At 70.7% G+C, this 16,533-nt stretch carries 8 protein-coding genes, 1 tRNA gene and 1 pseudogene; 1 reads left to right on the top strand and 9 read right to left on the bottom strand.

Translation table 11 applies throughout. From position 1 onward, the window contains the following. Positions 1-183 precede the first annotated feature (183 nt). Positions 184-933 (top strand): annotated as a pseudogene (locus ACIQWG_RS23895) (tyrosine-type recombinase/integrase); the annotation flags it as partial. Positions 934-978: 45 nt separating this feature from the next. On the opposite strand, the gene ACIQWG_RS23890 reads toward ACIQWG_RS23895, so the two are convergent. The 9 genes from ACIQWG_RS23890 to ACIQWG_RS23850 form a co-directional block, all read right to left on the bottom strand. Beyond that, positions 979-1,052, bottom strand: a tRNA-Thr gene (locus ACIQWG_RS23890). 128 nt (positions 1,053-1,180) lie between these two features. Then, positions 1,181-2,809 carry an alpha/beta hydrolase gene (locus tag ACIQWG_RS23885; RefSeq protein ID WP_404099148.1) on the bottom strand — a complete coding sequence of 543 codons (1,629 nt, stop codon included), beginning with the start codon at positions 2,807-2,809 and terminating at the stop codon, positions 1,181-1,183. 220 nt (positions 2,810-3,029) lie between these two features. After that, positions 3,030-4,235, bottom strand: coding sequence for a DNA polymerase III subunit delta' (locus ACIQWG_RS23880; RefSeq protein WP_404099145.1), 1,206 nt, complete (start codon positions 4,233-4,235; stop codon positions 3,030-3,032). Positions 4,236-4,428: 193 nt separating this feature from the next. After that, complete coding sequence (gene tmk, locus ACIQWG_RS23875) at positions 4,429-7,647, bottom strand: dTMP kinase (RefSeq protein WP_404099142.1); 3,219 nt, start codon at positions 7,645-7,647, stop codon at positions 4,429-4,431. A gap of 167 nt (positions 7,648-7,814) precedes the next feature. Continuing rightward, positions 7,815-10,652: a type I DNA topoisomerase gene (gene topA, locus ACIQWG_RS23870; RefSeq protein ID WP_404099138.1), complete on the bottom strand. Its 2,838-nt coding sequence runs from the start codon at positions 10,650-10,652 to the stop codon at positions 7,815-7,817. A gap of 248 nt (positions 10,653-10,900) precedes the next feature. Further along, positions 10,901-11,098, bottom strand: a complete 198-nt coding sequence (locus tag ACIQWG_RS23865; protein ID WP_404099136.1) for a hypothetical protein — start codon at positions 11,096-11,098, stop codon at positions 10,901-10,903. 504 nt (positions 11,099-11,602) lie between these two features. Beyond that, positions 11,603-13,120, bottom strand: a complete 1,518-nt coding sequence (locus ACIQWG_RS23860; RefSeq protein WP_404099133.1) for a methyltransferase — start codon at positions 13,118-13,120, stop codon at positions 11,603-11,605. 79 nt (positions 13,121-13,199) lie between these two features. Beyond that, positions 13,200-13,790, bottom strand: coding sequence for a small secreted protein (locus ACIQWG_RS23855; protein ID WP_404099131.1), 591 nt, complete (start codon positions 13,788-13,790; stop codon positions 13,200-13,202). Positions 13,791-14,003: 213 nt separating this feature from the next. After that, complete coding sequence (locus ACIQWG_RS23850) at positions 14,004-16,409, bottom strand: sodium-translocating pyrophosphatase (protein ID WP_404099128.1); 2,406 nt, start codon at positions 16,407-16,409, stop codon at positions 14,004-14,006. Positions 16,410-16,533: the final 124 nt, after the last annotated feature.

Genomic DNA, 16,533 nt, shown 5'->3' with positions numbered 1-16,533 from the left:
CCTGCCCCCCTCGGAACACTCCAGTGGGCTCTCATGATGCCGCAAGCGTGCCCTTGGTATCCGTGATTTCACCGGATGCGATCACTTGCGGAACGCGCGCAATCTGTCCTCGGCAAGCTGGCACGCACCACCCGAGAACGAGATGCTTCATGCGCGGCTCGCCGTCGGCTCAGCTCGCGTTAGTCGCTGGGTTTCCGCTGGCCGTACGTCGACCTGGACAACGGGCTCCTCCACCCCAAGTGGCAGCTTTAGCGCCTCACTTGGCGCCAATGCGGCAAGGACCCGCACGCCTGCGGAGAGTGCCTTCACCGATTCGCGCCCTGCGCCCCGGACTGCACGACCCACAAGAACTACAGGCGCGGATGCCCCAAGCCCTACCCACCGAAGTGCACCAGGCACGCGAGCACGTGTCCGGAGCGGAAGGGAGGCGGACTGGTCTTCACCCGCCCCAAGACGAAGAAGAGCACGGAACCGGTCCCGATCCCGCCGCCGTTCATCCCCTACCTCCGGGCGCACAAGGAGGAACAGGAAGCGATGCGGGCAGAAGCCAGCGACGCGTGGCTCGACCACAACGTCGTCTTCTGCCGCCCGGACGGTCGCCCGCTCGACCCCCGGCAGGACTGGGAGGAGTTCAAGGAGCTTTTGGCGGAAGCGGGCATCGACGACCGCCGCCTGTACGACGGCAGCCGTCACACCGCCGGCACGATCCTCAACGAACTCGGGGTGGACATGCCGACCATCATGGAGATCCTCCGGCACACCCAGATCAGCCAGACCCGCCGGTACGTGAAGGGCAGCTCCCACCTCTCCAAGGACGCGATGCGCCGCATGGGAGACGCCTCCATGCCCCGCTCGGGACCCACGACGGAGACCAGAACTGAGACCGAGGACAGCCGAACGGCCCGCGCACGGCGCCGTCGCCGCATCCGCTGAACGAAAAAGCCCAGCTCAGACACTGTCTGAGCTGGGCTTAGGATGAGCCGCCTTCGGGATTCGAACCCGAGACCTACGCATTACGAGTGCGTTGCTCTGGCCATCTGAGCTAAGGCGGCGCGCTGTCCGCACTATGGTGCGATCAGCAACGTCGGTAAGTCTACACAGTTTCTGAGGGTGCTCCGCACCAGCCCCCGTGCGGCCCTCGGCCGCCCCGGAGGGCCTGATTCCGGGGCGGCGGGGGTGGCTATGCGCAGCGCTTGTCCCGGGTCGGGGGCGTCCCCCGGACGAGGTAGGCGTTGATCGAGTCGTCGATGCACGTGCTGCCCCGACCGTACGCCGTGTGGCCGTCGCCGTCGTAGGTGAGGAGGCGGGACGAGGAGAGCTGGCGGGAGAGGGCCCGGGCCCAGCGGTAGGGAGTCGCCGGGTCGCGGGTGGTGCCGACCACGACGATCGGGGCCGCGCCCTTCGCCTCGATGCGCTGCGGCTCACCGGTGGCGGCGACCGGCCAGTACGCGCAGTTCAAGGTGGCCCAGGCGAGGCCCTCGCCGAAGACCGGGGACGCCTTCTCGAAGGCGGGGAGTGCCCTGCGGACCTCCTCGGGAGTCGAGAAGGCCGCCGGAAGGTCCACGCAGTTCACGGCGGCGTTGGCGAACATCAGGTTCGAATAGCGGCCGTCGCCGTCGCGCTCGTAGTAGCTGTCGGAGAGGACGAGGAGACCCGACCCGTCGTTCTCCTGCATCGCCGAGGACAGCCCGTCACGCAGCTGCGCCCAGGCGCCCTCGTCGTACATCGCCGCGATCACACCGGTGGTGGCGAGGGCTTCGCCCAGCTCACGGCCGTCCGGGTCGCCGGCCGGGACGGGCTGTGCGTCGAGCTTCTCGAAGAAGGCCTTGAGGTTGCGGCCGACCTCGTTCGCCTTGGTGCCCAGCGGGCAGTCCCGCCGCCGTACGCAGTCCCTCGCGAACGCCTGGAACGCCGTCTCGAAGCCCGCCGTCTGGTCGAGGTTCATCCGGCGGGCGGGCAGGGACGGGTCCATCGCGCCGTCCAGGACGAGCCGGCCCACCCGGTCCGGGAAGAGCCCGGCGTACGTCGCCCCGAGGAAGGTGCCGTACGACGCCCCGACGTACGCGAGCTTGTCGTCCCCGAGCGCCGCCCGCAGGATGTCCATGTCACGGGCCGCCTCGGCGGTGGAGAGATGCCGGAGCAGGCCGGGCGCGTCCGCTCCGCAGCCCTCCGCGAACCCCTTGTACGCCTCGACGAGTTCGCCGGTCTCCTTCTCGTCGTCCGGCGTGAAGTCGGTCTGTGTGTAGGCGTCCATCTGCTTGCCGTCGAGGCATTCCACCGGCTCGCTGCGGGCCACTCCCCGCGGGTCGACCGCCACCATGTCGTAGCGGGCTCGCACCTCGGCCGGGTAGCCGATCCCCGCGTACTGCTGGAGATATCCGATCGCCGAGCCGCCCGGCCCGCCCGGATTCACGAGCAGCGATCCCAGCCGCGCACCGGGTCCCGTCGCCTTCTTGCGGGCCACGGCGAGCCGGGTGTCCCCCGCCTCCGGCTTCTCGTAGTCGAGCGGGGCCCGCATCGTGGCGCACTGGAAGCCGGGCACCCCGCAGTCGCGCCAGGCCAGCTTCTGTCCGTAGTACGGCGACAGCGCGGCCGGTGTCGACTGCGGCAACGCGGCCAGCGCGGCCTCGGCCGCCGGGCTCCCCGAGCGCGTCGACCCGCCCGAGGTGCAGGCGGAGGCGAGCAGCGCGGCGACGGCGAGGAGAGTGCCGAACGTGCCCGCCTGCCGACGGGATCGGCGGCGGTTGCGTGATCCCGGACCACCCGGGCTCGGGTCTGTGCTGACTGCGGAGCTGCGCCTGGTGTGCATTTGGCGAGCGTAACTCTGTGCAGCCGTTTGGATGCCTTGCGTGCACGTTGCGGCTCGTACGTGTTACACGGTCAACCTCCGTTGATCACTTGCGGATGGGCTGATCACCGGTAGACGTGGGAGCGGCGGGTCCGTGGGGTGCTGGGCTACGTGCGGAGGTTGGGTTCCGTCCGGCGGTGGTTCCGTGGCACGCAGCCGGTCTCTCTCCCTCGGGGCCGCCTCAGCCCGCTCTGAGCGCCATGGTCATCGCCTCCACCGCCAGCAGCGGCGCCACATTGCCGTCCAGCGCCTCGCGGCAGGCGGCGATGGCCTCGATGCGGCGGAGCGTGGACTCCGGGGAACTGTCGCGGGCGAGGCGCTCCAGGGCGTCCTCGGCGTCGGTGTTGGCCAGGGCGATGCGGGAGCCGAGCTGGAGGGCCAGGACGTCACGGTAGAAGGCGGTCAGGTCGGTCAGCGCGAGGTCGAGGCTGTCGCGCTGCGTCCGCGTACGCCGCCGCTTCTGCTTGTCCTCCAGGTCCTTCATCACGCCCGCCGTGCCGCGCGGCATCCTGCCGCCCTGGGCCGCGCCCAGCGCCGCCTTCAGCTCCTCGGTCTCCTTGACGTCCATCTCCTCGGCGAGCTGCTTGGCGTCCTCGGCGGCGGCGTCCACCAGTTCCTGGGCGGCCTTGAGGCAGGCGCCGATCTCGCCGAGGCGCAGCGGCAGCTTGAGCACGGAGGCCCTGCGCTCGCGCGCCGCCGGGTCGGTGGCCAGGCGACGGGCCCGGTCGACGTGGCCCTGGGTGGCGCGGGCCGCGGCGGCCGCCACCGCGGGCTCGATGCCCTCCCGGCGTACGAGCATGTCGGCGATGGCGTCGACCGAGGGCGTGCTCAGGTTCAGGTGGCGGCAGCGGGAGCGAATGGTCGGCAGGACGTCCTCGATGGAGGGGGCGCAGAGCAGCCAGACCGTGCGGGGGGCGGGCTCCTCGACGGCTTTCAGGACGGCGTTGGCCGACTTCTCGTTCAGCCGCTCGGCGTCCTCGACGAGGATGATCTGCCAGCGGCCGTTGGCCGGTGAGGTGAACGACTTGCGGACGGTGTCCCGCATGTCGTCGGCGAGGATCTGGGTGCCGACGGCGGCGACGGTGTTGACATCGGCGTGCGTGCCGACGAGGGCCGTATGGCATCCGTCGCAGAAGCCGCAGCCGGGGGCGCCGCCGAGTGCCCGGTCGGGGCTGACGCACTGCAACGCGGCGGCGAAGGCCCGTGCCGTCTGGTTCCGGCCCGCTCCGGGCGGTCCGGTGAACAGCCAGGCGTGCGTCATCTTGGAGGCCTCGGGCGGCGGTGCGTCCGTGGCGGCGGCGGTGACGAGGGCATCGGCGTCCCGAGCGGCAGCCTCCAACTGCTCGCTGACCCGCTCCTGCCCCACCAGGTCGTCCCACACGGTCATGGGTTCCGCCCGCCTTTCGTCACACTTCGCGCTGCACGATCCATTGTGCGGGGCGGCACTGACAACGGGCGCCGAACAGGTCGGGCAGCACTGGTGGTCGGGTGACCGCAGGCCGGCGGGGGCCGGTCAGGCGGTTCCCCGCCCCCCTCAGGTGGGCCCGATCACCCACACAGCCGACGCAACCCCGCCGACCTCAGCGCCGACGCCCCCGGCCCCCGTCCTCGTCGTACTCGTCCTCGTGCGGGCCCAGCAGCTCGTCCGCCAGCGTCGGCAGATCGTCCAGCGGTGTCTCCTCGGCCCAGTCGGACCGCGCCCTGCGCCGCGGCGCGCCCGCCTCGTCGACCTGGGGCATCTCACGCGTACGTTCCTCTTCGCGGAAGTACCCCCGCGGAACCCGGTCCCCGGGCTCGTCGCTCGGGACGGGAGGCAGTACGGCCGTCTCGTCCGCGGCACCCGGAGGAACCGACGGCAGGACAGCCGTCTCGTCGGCCGCACCCGGCACCACCGGCGGCAGCACAGCCGTCTCGTCCGCCGCCCCGGCGGGTGCCGGCGGCTGCGGCAGCTGCGTCGTCACCTCGGACGCCGACTCCCCAGGAGCACGCTCCCCGGAGGGCCGCGTACCACCCTGCTCGTCGTCACGCTGCTCGTCGTCACGCTCCTCGTCGCGCACCGGCCGCAGCACAGTCGTCTCGTCCGACGCCCCACCAGGCGCGTCCCCCGGCGCCACCACAGGCGTGGGAACCGTCAGCGCGTCCCGGAAGGCGGTCCGGGCCTCGGGCTCCGCCGGCTTCGGGCCGGCCTCCGCCGCGGCCGCCGCCTGCTCGGCCAGGCGCCGGGCCTCCTCCGCCCGCAGCAAGGCCTCTTCCGCCTTGCGCTGCTTCTCCAGGCGACGCGCCTCGGCCTCGGCACGGATACGTGCCTCCTCCTCGGCCTGCTTGCGGCGCCGGTCCTCCTCGGCCTTGCGGCGCGCTTCCTCCTCGGCGCGCACCTTCTCCTCCGCGAGGAGCCGCTGACGCTCCTCCTCGGCGCGGCGGGTCGCCTCCTCGGCGCGCTGCCGTGCCTCCTCCGCCTGCCGTTCGGCCTCGCGCCGCTGCGCCTCCTCCAGCTCGCGGCGCTTGCGCTCCTCCTCCTCGGCGCGCAGCCGGGCGAGCTGCTCCTGGCGCTCCCGCTCCAGGCGCTCCTCCTCCGCCTTGCGGGCCGCCTCTTCCTCGGCCTTGCGGCGGGCCTCCTCCTCGGCCTTCCGGCGCGCTTCCTCCTGCGCCTGGATCTCCGCCTCGGACAGCGGCAGCATCTGGTCGAGCCGGTGCCGGACAACCGTCGTCACCGCCTCGGGCTCCTGACCCGCGTCCACCACCAGGTAGCGCCCGGGGTCGGCCGCGGCCAGCGTCAGGAAGCCGGAGCGCACGCGCGCGTGGAACTCCGCAGGCTCCGACTCCAACCGGTCCGGCGCCTCGGTGAACCGCTCGCGGGCGATCTCCGGGGAGACGTCCAGCAGCACGGTCAGATGGGGCGCCAGTCCGTTCGTCGCCCAGCGGTTGATGCGGGCGATCTCCGTCGGCGACAGATCGCGGCCCGCGCCCTGGTAGGCGACCGAGGAGTCGACGTACCGGTCGGAGATCACCACCGCGCCGCGCTCCAGAGCCGGCCTGACGACGGTGTCCACGTGCTCCGCGCGGTCCGCCGCGTACAGCAGTGCCTCGGCCCGGTGCGACAGGCCCGCGCTCGACACGTCCAGCAGGATCGACCGCAGCCGCTTGCCGACCGGCGTCGCCCCCGGCTCGCGCGTGACGACGACCTCGTGGCCCTTGCCCCGGATCCACTCGGCGAGCGCCTCGGCCTGGGTGGACTTCCCGGCGCCGTCGCCGCCCTCCAGGGCGATGAAGAAACCGGACGTCGCGGGCACCTGCTCCGGGTCGTCCCCGCCGAGCACCGCGTCCCGCAGGTCCTGCCGCAGCGGTACGCCGGAACGGTCGTCGACCTTGGCCAGCACCAGGACGGCCACCGGCAGCAGCAGCGCGCCGACCAGCATCAGCGTGAACGCCGCACCGCCGTGCGCGAAGACGAACTTGCCGCTCTCCAGCCGGTGCGGCCCGATCAGCGCGGCGACCAGCGGCGCGATCACCGCGCCGAGCGCCACACAGACCCGGACGACGGCGTGCAGATGCTCGGTCGTGCGTGCCCGGCGGAACTCCTCCGCCTCCTGGTCGATCAGGGTGTGCCCGGTGTTGGCGGACACGCCGGCGCCGATCCCGGCCAGCGCGACGATCAGCAGGACGGTCGTGACGTCCGGGACGAGGCCCGCGGCCAGCAGGGCGATGCCGGTGAAGGCGATGGCCAGCGCGAGCAGCCGACGCCGCGACAGGGCGGGCAGCACGGAGGGTGCCGTACGGATGCCCACGACGACGCCGCCGGTCAGCGTGAGCACCAGCAGGCCGTAGAGGACCGGTCCGCCGCCCAGGTCCTTGGCGTGCAGCACGGCCACGGAGACCACCGCGGCCACCGCGCCGGCGACCGCCGCGCAGGCCGTCACCAGCAGGGCGATCGCGCCGGTGCGGCCCTTGTCGACGCCGGTGCCGGTCTTCGGGCGGCGCAGCCCCTCCAGCGGGGACCGCGCGCGCGGGGTGCGCGTGTCGGGCAGCTCCAGGAAGGTCAGCACGGACAGGGACGCGGCGAACAGACCGGCCGCGACATACGACGCGAGGGCCGCCTGGTGCTGCTCGAACCAGTCGAGTCCGGTACCGAGCAGGTTGTTGAGCAGGGCGGCGACGACGAGCACCGCGGCGGCCAGCGGGACCGCGACGAAGCTGGTGCGCAGCGACAGGCGGCGCAGGGCGTCCATGTGGTCCGGCAGCGGTCGTACCGTCGCGCCCTCAGGCGGCGGGGGCGGCAGCAGCGCGGGCGCCGCGCTCTCCCGGCACACCGTCCAGAAACGCTCGGCCACGCCGGTCACGAAGACCGTCACCAGGAGGAGCGCCAGCGCGTTGTCCGGCGTCCAGTCGATCCACAGGGGTGCGACGATCAGCAGGGCGGCCCGCACGCCGTCCGCGCCGACCATGGTCCAGCGCCGGTCGAGCGGGCCTTCCTGCGAGGTCAGCGAGGTCAGCGGGCCGAGGAGTATGGCGCCGAAGAGCAGCGTGGCCAGGATGCGCACGCCGAAGACGGTCGCCACTGCGAACGCCACACCGCGGTAGCCACCGCCGAACGACCCTTCGGCGATCGCCGCCTGAAGGGCCAGCAGCACCAGCACCAGTAGGGCGAGAAGGTCGCCGACACCACCCACCAACTGTGCGCTCCACAGTCGCTTGAGCTGCGGTCGGCGCAGCAGGGCGCGGACTGCCCGCTCGCGTGAGTCCGCCGCGAGGGCGTCGTCGTGGGCGGTGCTGGGGGCCGTTGGCTGCTCGGCTCGCGTCATGCTTTCAGCCTATCGGGCCCCACCGACAGCCCGGCGCTCCCGCCCGAACGTACGCCCGCCCCGACACCAAACTGATGCCGAGGCGTTCGTTTTGCGAACCGTCGGTGAAGAACCGGGCCGCCAACCGGCCTCCGTCAGAGCCCGGTTGGTCCCGAGGTGAGGACTGCTCAGTCCTCCGCCGACGAGTTGGAAGCCGTCGCCTTCTTGGCGGCCGTCTTCTTCGTCGTGGTCTTCTTCGCAGCCGTCGTCGTCTTCTTCGCCGCGGTCTTCTTCGCGGCCGTCTTCTTGGCCGGGGCGGCCTTCTTGGCGGCCGTCTTCTTCGCGGGGGCCTTCTTGGCCGTCTTCTTGGCGGGGCCCTTCGCACGCTTCTCGGCGAGCAGCTCGAAGCCGCGCTCCGGAGTGATCTCCTCGACGCTGTCGCCGGAGCGCAGGGTCGCGTTGGTCTCCCCGTCGGTCACGTACGGCCCGAAGCGACCGTCCTTGACGACGACCGGCTTCTCGCTGACCGGGTCGGTGCCGAGCTCCTTCAGCGGCGGCTTGGCGGCCGCACGGCCACGCTGCTTGGGCTGGGCGTAGATCGCCTGCGCCTCCTCCAGCGTGATCGTGAACAGCTGCTCCTCGGCCTGGAGCGAACGCGAGTCCGTGCCCTTCTTCAGGTACGGCCCGTAGCGCCCGTTCTGCGCGGTGATCTCGACGCCGTCCGCGTCGGTGCCGACGACGCGCGGCAGGGACATCAGCTTGAGCGCGTCCTCCAGCGTCACGGTGTCGAGCGACATCGACTTGAACAGCGAGGCCGTGCGCGGCTTGACGGCGTTCTTGCCGGTCTTCGGGGTGCCCTCGGGGAGCACCTCGGTGACGTACGGACCGTAGCGGCCGTCCTTGGCCACGATCTCGTGGCCGGTCGTCGGGTCGGTGCCCAGCTCGAAGTCGCCGCTCGGCTTGGCCAGCAGCTCCTCGGCCAGCTCGACGGACAGCTCGTCGGGCGCCAGGTCGGCCGGGATGTCGGCCCGCTGGTGCTGCTCGGTGTCCTTCTCGCCGCGCTCGATGTAGGGGCCGTAGCGGCCCACGCGCAGCACGATGTCGCTGCCCACCGGGAACGACGACACCTCGCGCGCGTCGATCGCGCCCAGGTCGGTCACCAGCTCCTTGAGGCCGCCGAGGTGGTCCCCGTCGCCGTTGCCGGCGTCGGCCGCGCTGCCGTTGTGCGTGCCCTCACCGAAGTAGAACCGCTTCAGCCACGGCACGGACTGGGCCTCGCCGCGGGCGATGCGGTCGAGGTCGTCCTCCATCTTGGCGGTGAAGTCGTAGTCGACGAGCCGGCCGAAGTGCTTCTCCAGGAGGTTGACCACGGCGAAGGACAGGAAGGACGGGACGAGCGCCGTGCCCTTCTTGAACACATAGCCGCGGTCCAGGATCGTGCCGATGATCGACGCGTACGTCGACGGGCGGCCGATCTCACGCTCTTCGAGCTCCTTGACCAGGCTGGCCTCGGTGTAGCGGGCCGGGGGCTTGGTGGCGTGCCCGTCGACCGTGATCTCCTCGGCGGTGAGCCGGTCGCCCTCGCCGACCTGCGGCAGCCGGCGCTCACGGTCGTCCAGCTCGGCGTTCGGGTCGTCGGCGCCCTCGACGTAGGCCTTGAGGAAGCCGTGGAAGGTGATCGTCTTGCCGGAGGCGCTGAACTCGACGTCGCGGCCGTCGGCGGCGGTGCCACCGATCTTCACCGTCACGCTGTTCCCGGTCGCGTCCTTCATCTGGGAGGCGACGGTCCGCTTCCAGATCAGCTCGTAGAGCTTGAACTGGTCGCCGGTCAGTCCGGTCTCGGCAGGCGTGCGGAAGCGGTCGCCGGAGGGGCGGATCGCCTCGTGCGCCTCCTGCGCGTTCTTGACCTTGCCGGCGTAGGTGCGCGGCTGGGGCGGCAGGTAGTCGGCGCCGTACAGATGCGTGACCTGGGCACGAGCGGCGGCGACGGCGGTGTCGCTCAGCGTCGTGGAGTCGGTACGCATGTAGGTGATGTAGCCGTTCTCGTACAGCTTCTGGGCGACCTGCATGGTCGCCTTCGCGCCGAAGCCGAGCTTGCGGCTCGCCTCCTGCTGCATCGTCGTCGTACGGAACGGGGCGTACGGCGAGCGGCGGTACGGCTTGGACTCGACGGACCGGACCGCGAACTGCGTCTGCTCCAGGGCGGCGGCGAGGGCGCGGGCGTTCGCCTCGTCGAGGTGGAGAGTGTTCGCGCTCTTGAGCTGTCCCAGGGAGTCGAAGTCACGGCCCTGCGCGACCCGCCTGCCGTCGACGGTCTGGAGGCGGGCGACCAGCGACGACGGGTCCGACGAGTCCCCAGCGCGGCCGGTCGCGAAGGTGCCCGTCAGGTCCCAGTACTCGGCGGAACGAAACGCGATGCGCTCGCGTTCCCGCTCCACGACGAGTCGGGTGGCGACGGACTGGACACGGCCCGCCGACAGCCGCGGCATGACCTTCTTCCACAGCACCGGCGAGACCTCGTAGCCGTAGAGGCGGTCGAGGATGCGGCGGGTCTCCTGGGCGTCGACCAGCCGCTGGTTCAGCTCGCGTGGGTTGGCGACAGCGGCCTGGATCGCGGCCTTGGTGATCTCGTGGAAGACCATCCGCTTGACCGGGACCTTGGGCTTGAGGACCTCCTGGAGGTGCCAGGCGATGGCCTCGCCCTCGCGGTCCTCATCGGTGGCCAGGAAGAGCTCGTCGGAGTCCTTCAGCAGGTCCTTGAGCTTCTTGACCTGGGCACGCTTGTCGGCGTTGACCACATAGATCGGCTCGAAGTCGTGTTCGACATCCACACCGAGGCGGCGGACCTCGCCGGTGTACTTGTCCGGCACCTCCGCGGCACCGTTCGGGAGGTCGCGGATGTGCCCGACGCTCGCCTCGACTACGTATCCGGGGCCGAGGTAGCCCTTGATCGTCTTCGCCTTGGCAGGCGACTCGACGATGACGAGTCGGCGGCCGCCCTGTGCGGTCTCGCTGGTCGGGGACAACTTCGCTCTTCTCTCCGGTCGACGCTGGGGCCTCCCCAGGTCGCTTGGGTCCCGGGGTCGGGTGGTGGTGACGCTGCGGAGTGTGACGGTACATCCCGCCCCGTTGTCAAACGGGAAAAGCCCGCAACGGCCACTCGAACGGTAACCCGACTTCCGCCATTCCTGCCGCCCGGAGTGGCCACAGGTCTTTTCGAGCCTTTCCGGAGGACGGCTCCTCAATTATCGGCCGCCCAGCTCATCGGCCGTTCTCAGAGGCGGGTGAAGCACCAGGTGCCGAGGATCAGCGCGATCACCGAGACAAGGCCCGCGAACGTCGCCGATGCGACGGGGTTCACACCGTGAGCGACGGGTTGGCGCTGCCGTACCCGGACCGCGGTCCACACCAGCAGCCCGGCTCCGAACAGGGCGAACACGATCCCAGCGAAGATCGCCGGTCCCCTTTCCATGGCTCCGTTTGCCCCTTTTCTCCCGTCCGTGCCTGTCCCGGTGCCGGGAGGCTGACACGCGCCGACGGCGCTCAGGCGAACCTCAGGTGAACGAGGGGCCGACGCTCCTGTGGACTCTTCCGACTCCGGAGGCGCGGCCGCTACGACTGCCACGGCTGCCCCACAGGATCCTCCCCCCATCGTCGGCCTCAACCGCCTCGGAGCGCGCCGGATTTTTTCTGGTCGCCTCGGATCCGTAGGCCCGGCCCGTCGTGCACACGACCATGAACGATCCGCTCCGATCCCGGCGCCCGGACCGACTCGAATTCGTTCCCGCACAGCTTGGCGACGTTCTCGGGGCCGTTCTTGTGGCCCATTTCGACTAGTGCCCGACTAGCGCCCGAACTGTGCTTATGGCCTTGTCGGTCTGTGGTCCGGGGCACAGTCGATCAACGAAATCCGATGTGGAGGTTGGCCGGTTCGATGTGCCGATCCGCTTCCCCGCGGCCAGGACGTCGAGCCAGGTCACCGCGCCGGTTCGATGAACCCCTGCTCCACCAGCAGCCGGATCTGCGCGGGCGTACGGTCGCGCAGCAACACCGGGTCCTCGTGCATCAGTTGGGCGATGGCGTCCAGAATGCGGCCCGCGCTCAGCGAGCCGTCGCACACGCCGGCGAATCCCGCACCGACCGTGTCCACCTGGGCAGCCCGGCGCATACCGCGATGCTGGCGCAGCACCACGTGCTCCGGGTCCTCGGCGCCGGGCATCCCGACCTGCTCCTGCACGACCTCGGCGACGAGCCGGAAATGGTCCGCCAGCAGGGCCGCGTCGTCGCGGGTGCGCAGGTAGTCGAGCCGGTCGAAGTGCACCCGCACCGTCTCGCCGAGCGGCTGCTCGACCGGGTGCGGCCACTCCTCGACCGTGATCGAGGGCACGGCGGCCGAGGTCTTGCGCAGGGTGATCCACCCGAAGCCCACGGCCTTCACCTTGCGCGCCTCGAACTCGTCCAGCCACGCGTCGTACCGCGCCTGGTACTCGGCCGGGTCACCCCGGTGGTCGCCGGCGTCCCTCAGCCACAGCTCGGCGTACTGCGTGACGTCCTGAACCTCGCGCTGCACGATCCACGCGTCGCACCCGCGCGGCACCCACGACCTGAGCCTGTCCTGCCAGTCCTCCCCCTCCACGTGCTGCCAGTTGGCGAGGAACTGCGCGAACCCGCCCTCGTTCAGCCGCTCCCCCGCACCTTGAACGATCGACCGGCACAGATCGTCCCCGCCCATCCCGCCGTCGCGGTACGTCAGCCGCGCGCCCGGCGAGATCACGAACGGCGGGTTGGACACGATCAGGTCGTACGTCTCGCCGTTCCTCATCGGCTCGAACAGCGAGCCCTCCCGCAGGTCCGCGGCCGGGGCGCCGGACAGCGCGAGCGTCAGCGCCGTGACGTGCAGCGCGCGCGGGTTGAGGTCGGTCGCGGTCACGCGCGTGGCGTGCTGCGCGGCGTGCAGCGCCTGGATGCCGGAGCCGGTGCCGAGGTCCAGGGCGGCGGCGACGGGCGTACGGACGGTGATGCCGGCGAGGGTCGTCGACGCACCGCCGACGCCGAGGACGACGCCCTCGTCCTTGCTGCCGATGCCGCCCGCCCCGCCGACCGCGCATCCCAGGTCGGACACGATGAACCAGTCCTCGCCGTCGGGCCCGCCGTACGGCCGTACGTCCACGGTCGCGGACACGTCGTCGCCGGCCCGGACCAGCCACCCGCTCTCCAGACAGGCGTCCAGGGGCAGCACGTCGGCCACGCGCGCGTGCGGCACGGGTTGCTGCAACAGGAACAGCCGTACGAGCGACTCCAGGGGCGTGTCTCCCCGGGTCGCCCGGAGCGCGGGCACGGTCTCGCTGCGCGCGAGCGCCGCGTACGCGGGCGCGCCGAGCAGTTCGAGCAGCCCGTCGGCGGTGAAGGAGGCCCCGAGCAGGGCCTCCCGCAGCCGGGTGGCCACATCGGGGCGGTCGGAAGCGGGCAGGGCAGGCAGCGTGGAGTCACTCACGCCCTCATTGTGACCCGCGCCCGCCCTCGTGGTCGGCCCGGCTGCCGTAGAGCGGCGCCCGTCGGACGCCGCGGTCGGCTCAGCTGTCGGTGGCCGCCCCGGACGCCACGGCGGCCTGCTTGCAGCCCTCCTGCGAGGTCAGCGCCTTCTTGGTGTCGCCGGACTCCAGCTTCTTCAGGGCCGCGACCGCGCTCTGGCGCTGGGTCTCCACCTGCTTCATCTCGGCCGAGACGTCCTTCAGACCGGACGCGAACTTCGCCTGGCTCTTCGTCTCCAGCCCATCGACCTGCTTCTTCAGGTCGGCATAGGCGGCCGAGAGGGCGGTGAGCTTCTTGACGACGTCCTTCTGGACCGCCGCGCCGTCCTCGACTCCCGGAGGCGCCCCGGCGCCGCTGATGAGGGTCGCGCGCGCCTTGTAGCCGTCGGCGAGGTCCTGGAAGGCCTTGGAGTCGGCCTCCTGGAGCTCCTTGGGCGTGCTGGTGGTGTCCTTGGCCGCCTTGGTGATCGCGACATAGGCTGCCGAGATCTTCGCGTTCTGCGCCGGCACAGCGTCGCAGACCTTCTTGGCCCAGGCGTCGAGTTCCTTGTTGCCCTCGTCGCTCGTGCATCCCGTCAGCGCCAGCACCAGTACCGCACCGCCGGACAGTGCGGCCGTGAGCTTCTTGTTCACCGGTTCGGTCCCTTCCGTGGCTCTCGGCCACCGGACCTTACACGCCGGGCGCCGAACAGCTGTGCGCCGAATGCGGCATTCATGGCATTGTCTGACTCTTTGCACCATGTGAGAGAAGGGTCACGGCTGGGCGTGAACTGGCACAAGGCGGGCGGGCGGCGCACCAACGCGCGCCGCCCGCCCGCCTCTTGAACTGGGCCGTCGTAAGACCGCCTACGAAACCACCGCCGGATCGGCCGGCTTGGCGACCCGCTCGGCGTTGTCTTCGTCACCCACGGCGATACCGCGCCGCTTGGAGACATAGACCGCGCCGACGATCACCAGGAGCGAGGCGACGGCGATCAGGACCCGTACGCCGACGTTCTTGTCCTCGCCGTAGCTGAACTGGATGACCGCGGGCGCGATGAGCAGCGCGACGAGGTTCATCACCTTCAGCAGCGGGTTGATCGCCGGCCCGGCGGTGTCCTTGAAGGGATCACCGACCGTGTCGCCGATCACCGTCGCGGCGTGGGCCTCACTGCCCTTGCCGCCGTGGTGGCCGTCCTCGACAAGCTTCTTGGCGTTGTCCCAGGCACCACCGGAGTTGGCGAGGAACACCGCCATGAGGGTGCCCGTACCGATCGCACCCGCGAGATACGCGCCGAGGGCGCCGACGCCGAGCGTGAACCCGATGAAGATGGGCGCCATCACGGCGAGCAGACCGGGTGTGGTGAGCTCGCGCAGGGCGTCCCGGGTGCAGATGTCGACGACCTTGCCGTACTCCGGCTTCTCCGTGTAGTCCATGATCCCGGGCCGCTCACGGAACTGCCGCCGCACCTCGTAGACCACGGCACCCGCCGACCGCGACACCGCGTTGATGGCGAGCCCCGAGAAGAGGAACACGACCGCCGCGCCCGCGATCAGACCGACCAGGTTGTTGGGCTGCGAGATGTCCATCATCAGGTTCATCGGCGCGCCTTCGCCGCTGAGCTTCTCGCCCACGTCCCGCGCGCCGGTGGTGATGGCGTCGCGATACGACCCGAAGAGCGCCGCCGCGGCCAGGACGGCGGTGGCGATGGCGATGCCCTTGGTGATGGCCTTGGTGGTGTTGCCGACCGCGTCCAGGTTGGTGAGCACCTGGGCGCCGGCGCCCTCGACGTCGCCGGACATCTCGGCGATGCCCTGCGCGTTGTCGGAGACCGGACCGAAGGTGTCCATGGCGACGATCACACCGACCGTGGTGAGCAGACCGGTGCCGGCCAGCGCCACCGCGAACAGCGCCAGCATGATCGACGTACCGCCGAGCAGGAACGCGCCGTAGACGCTGAGACCGATCAGCAGGGCGGTGTAGACGGCCGACTCCAGGCCGATGGAGATACCGGCGAGGACGACGGTCGCGGGACCGGTCAGCGAGGTCTTGCCGATGTCCTGGACGGGACGCCGGTTGGTCTCGGTGAAGTAGCCGGTCAGCTGCTGGATGACAGCGGCGAGCAGGATGCCGATGCCGACCGCGACGAGCGCGAGGATCCGCGGGTCGCCGTCCTTGGCCGCGATGGCCGCGTCGCCGACGCCGTCGAGGTCCGCGTACGACGACGGCAGGTAGATGAAGACGGCCGCCGCCACGAGCGCGAGCGAGATCGCCGCGGAGATGAAGAACCCGCGGTTGATCGCGGTCATGCCGCTGCGGTCGGTGCGCCGCGGCGCCACGGCGAAGATGCCGATCATCGCGGTGATCACGCCGATCGCGGGCACGATCAGCGGGAAGGCGAGCCCGGAGTCACCGAACGCCGCCTTGCCGAGGATCAGTGCGGCGACCAGGGTCACCGCATACGACTCGAACAGGTCGGCCGCCATGCCCGCGCAGTCGCCGACGTTGTCGCCCACGTTGTCGGCGATGGTCGCGGCATTGCGCGGGTCGTCCTCCGGAATGCCCTGTTCGACCTTTCCGACCAGGTCGGCGCCGACGTCGGCGGCCTTGGTGAAGATGCCGCCACCGACACGCATGAACATCGCGATCAGCGCGGCACCGAGACCGAATCCTTCGAGCACCTTCGGCGCGTCGGCCGCGTAGACCAGCACCACACAGGAGGCGCCCAGCAGACCGAGCCCCACCGTGAACATGCCGACGACGCCGCCCGTGCGGAAAGCGATCTTCATGGCTTTGTGCGAGACGGTGGTGAGATCCTTTTCCGGTTCACCTTCCGCCGGGGTCGCTTCCCGTGCGGCCGCTGCGACGCGGACATTGGTGCGTACGGCGAGCCACATGCCGATATAGCCGGTGGCCGCCGAGAACGCCGCACCGATCAGGAAGAACACCGATCGGCCGATGCGCTGATTCCAGTCGTCCGCGGGCAGCAGCATGAGCAGGAAGAACACGACGACGGCGAATACGCCGAGCGTGCGCAGTTGCCGGGCCAGATAGGCGTTGGCGCCTTCCTGGACCGCTGCCGCGATCTTCTTCATGCTGTCGGTGCCCTCGCCGGCCGCCAGCACCTGGCGTACCAGGACACCGGCGACCACTAGGGCGGCCAGGGCGACGACCCCGATGACCGTCACGATGATCCGGTTGTCGTCGGTCAGTACCGCGGCTGCGAGGGTTGAGGGGTGGTCCAGCTGATGAGGGGTAGAAAGCCCCGCCATTCGTCCTCCTTGACGCTTGGGCTGAGCTCAAGATGTGGACGGATTCTAGGTACCGGAACCTGATCAAAACAGATGGCGGTAAGCGGAATTGGCCTTCACATGCCGTTCAGCAAATGATCGACGT

The sequence above is a fragment of the Streptomyces sp. NPDC098781 genome (genome assembly GCF_044759995.1).
In the GTDB taxonomy this organism is placed as follows: domain Bacteria; phylum Actinomycetota; class Actinomycetes; order Streptomycetales; family Streptomycetaceae; genus Streptomyces.
The sequence above is the reverse complement of the archived record's forward strand: the minus strand, read 5'-3'. Positions and strand labels throughout refer to the sequence as shown.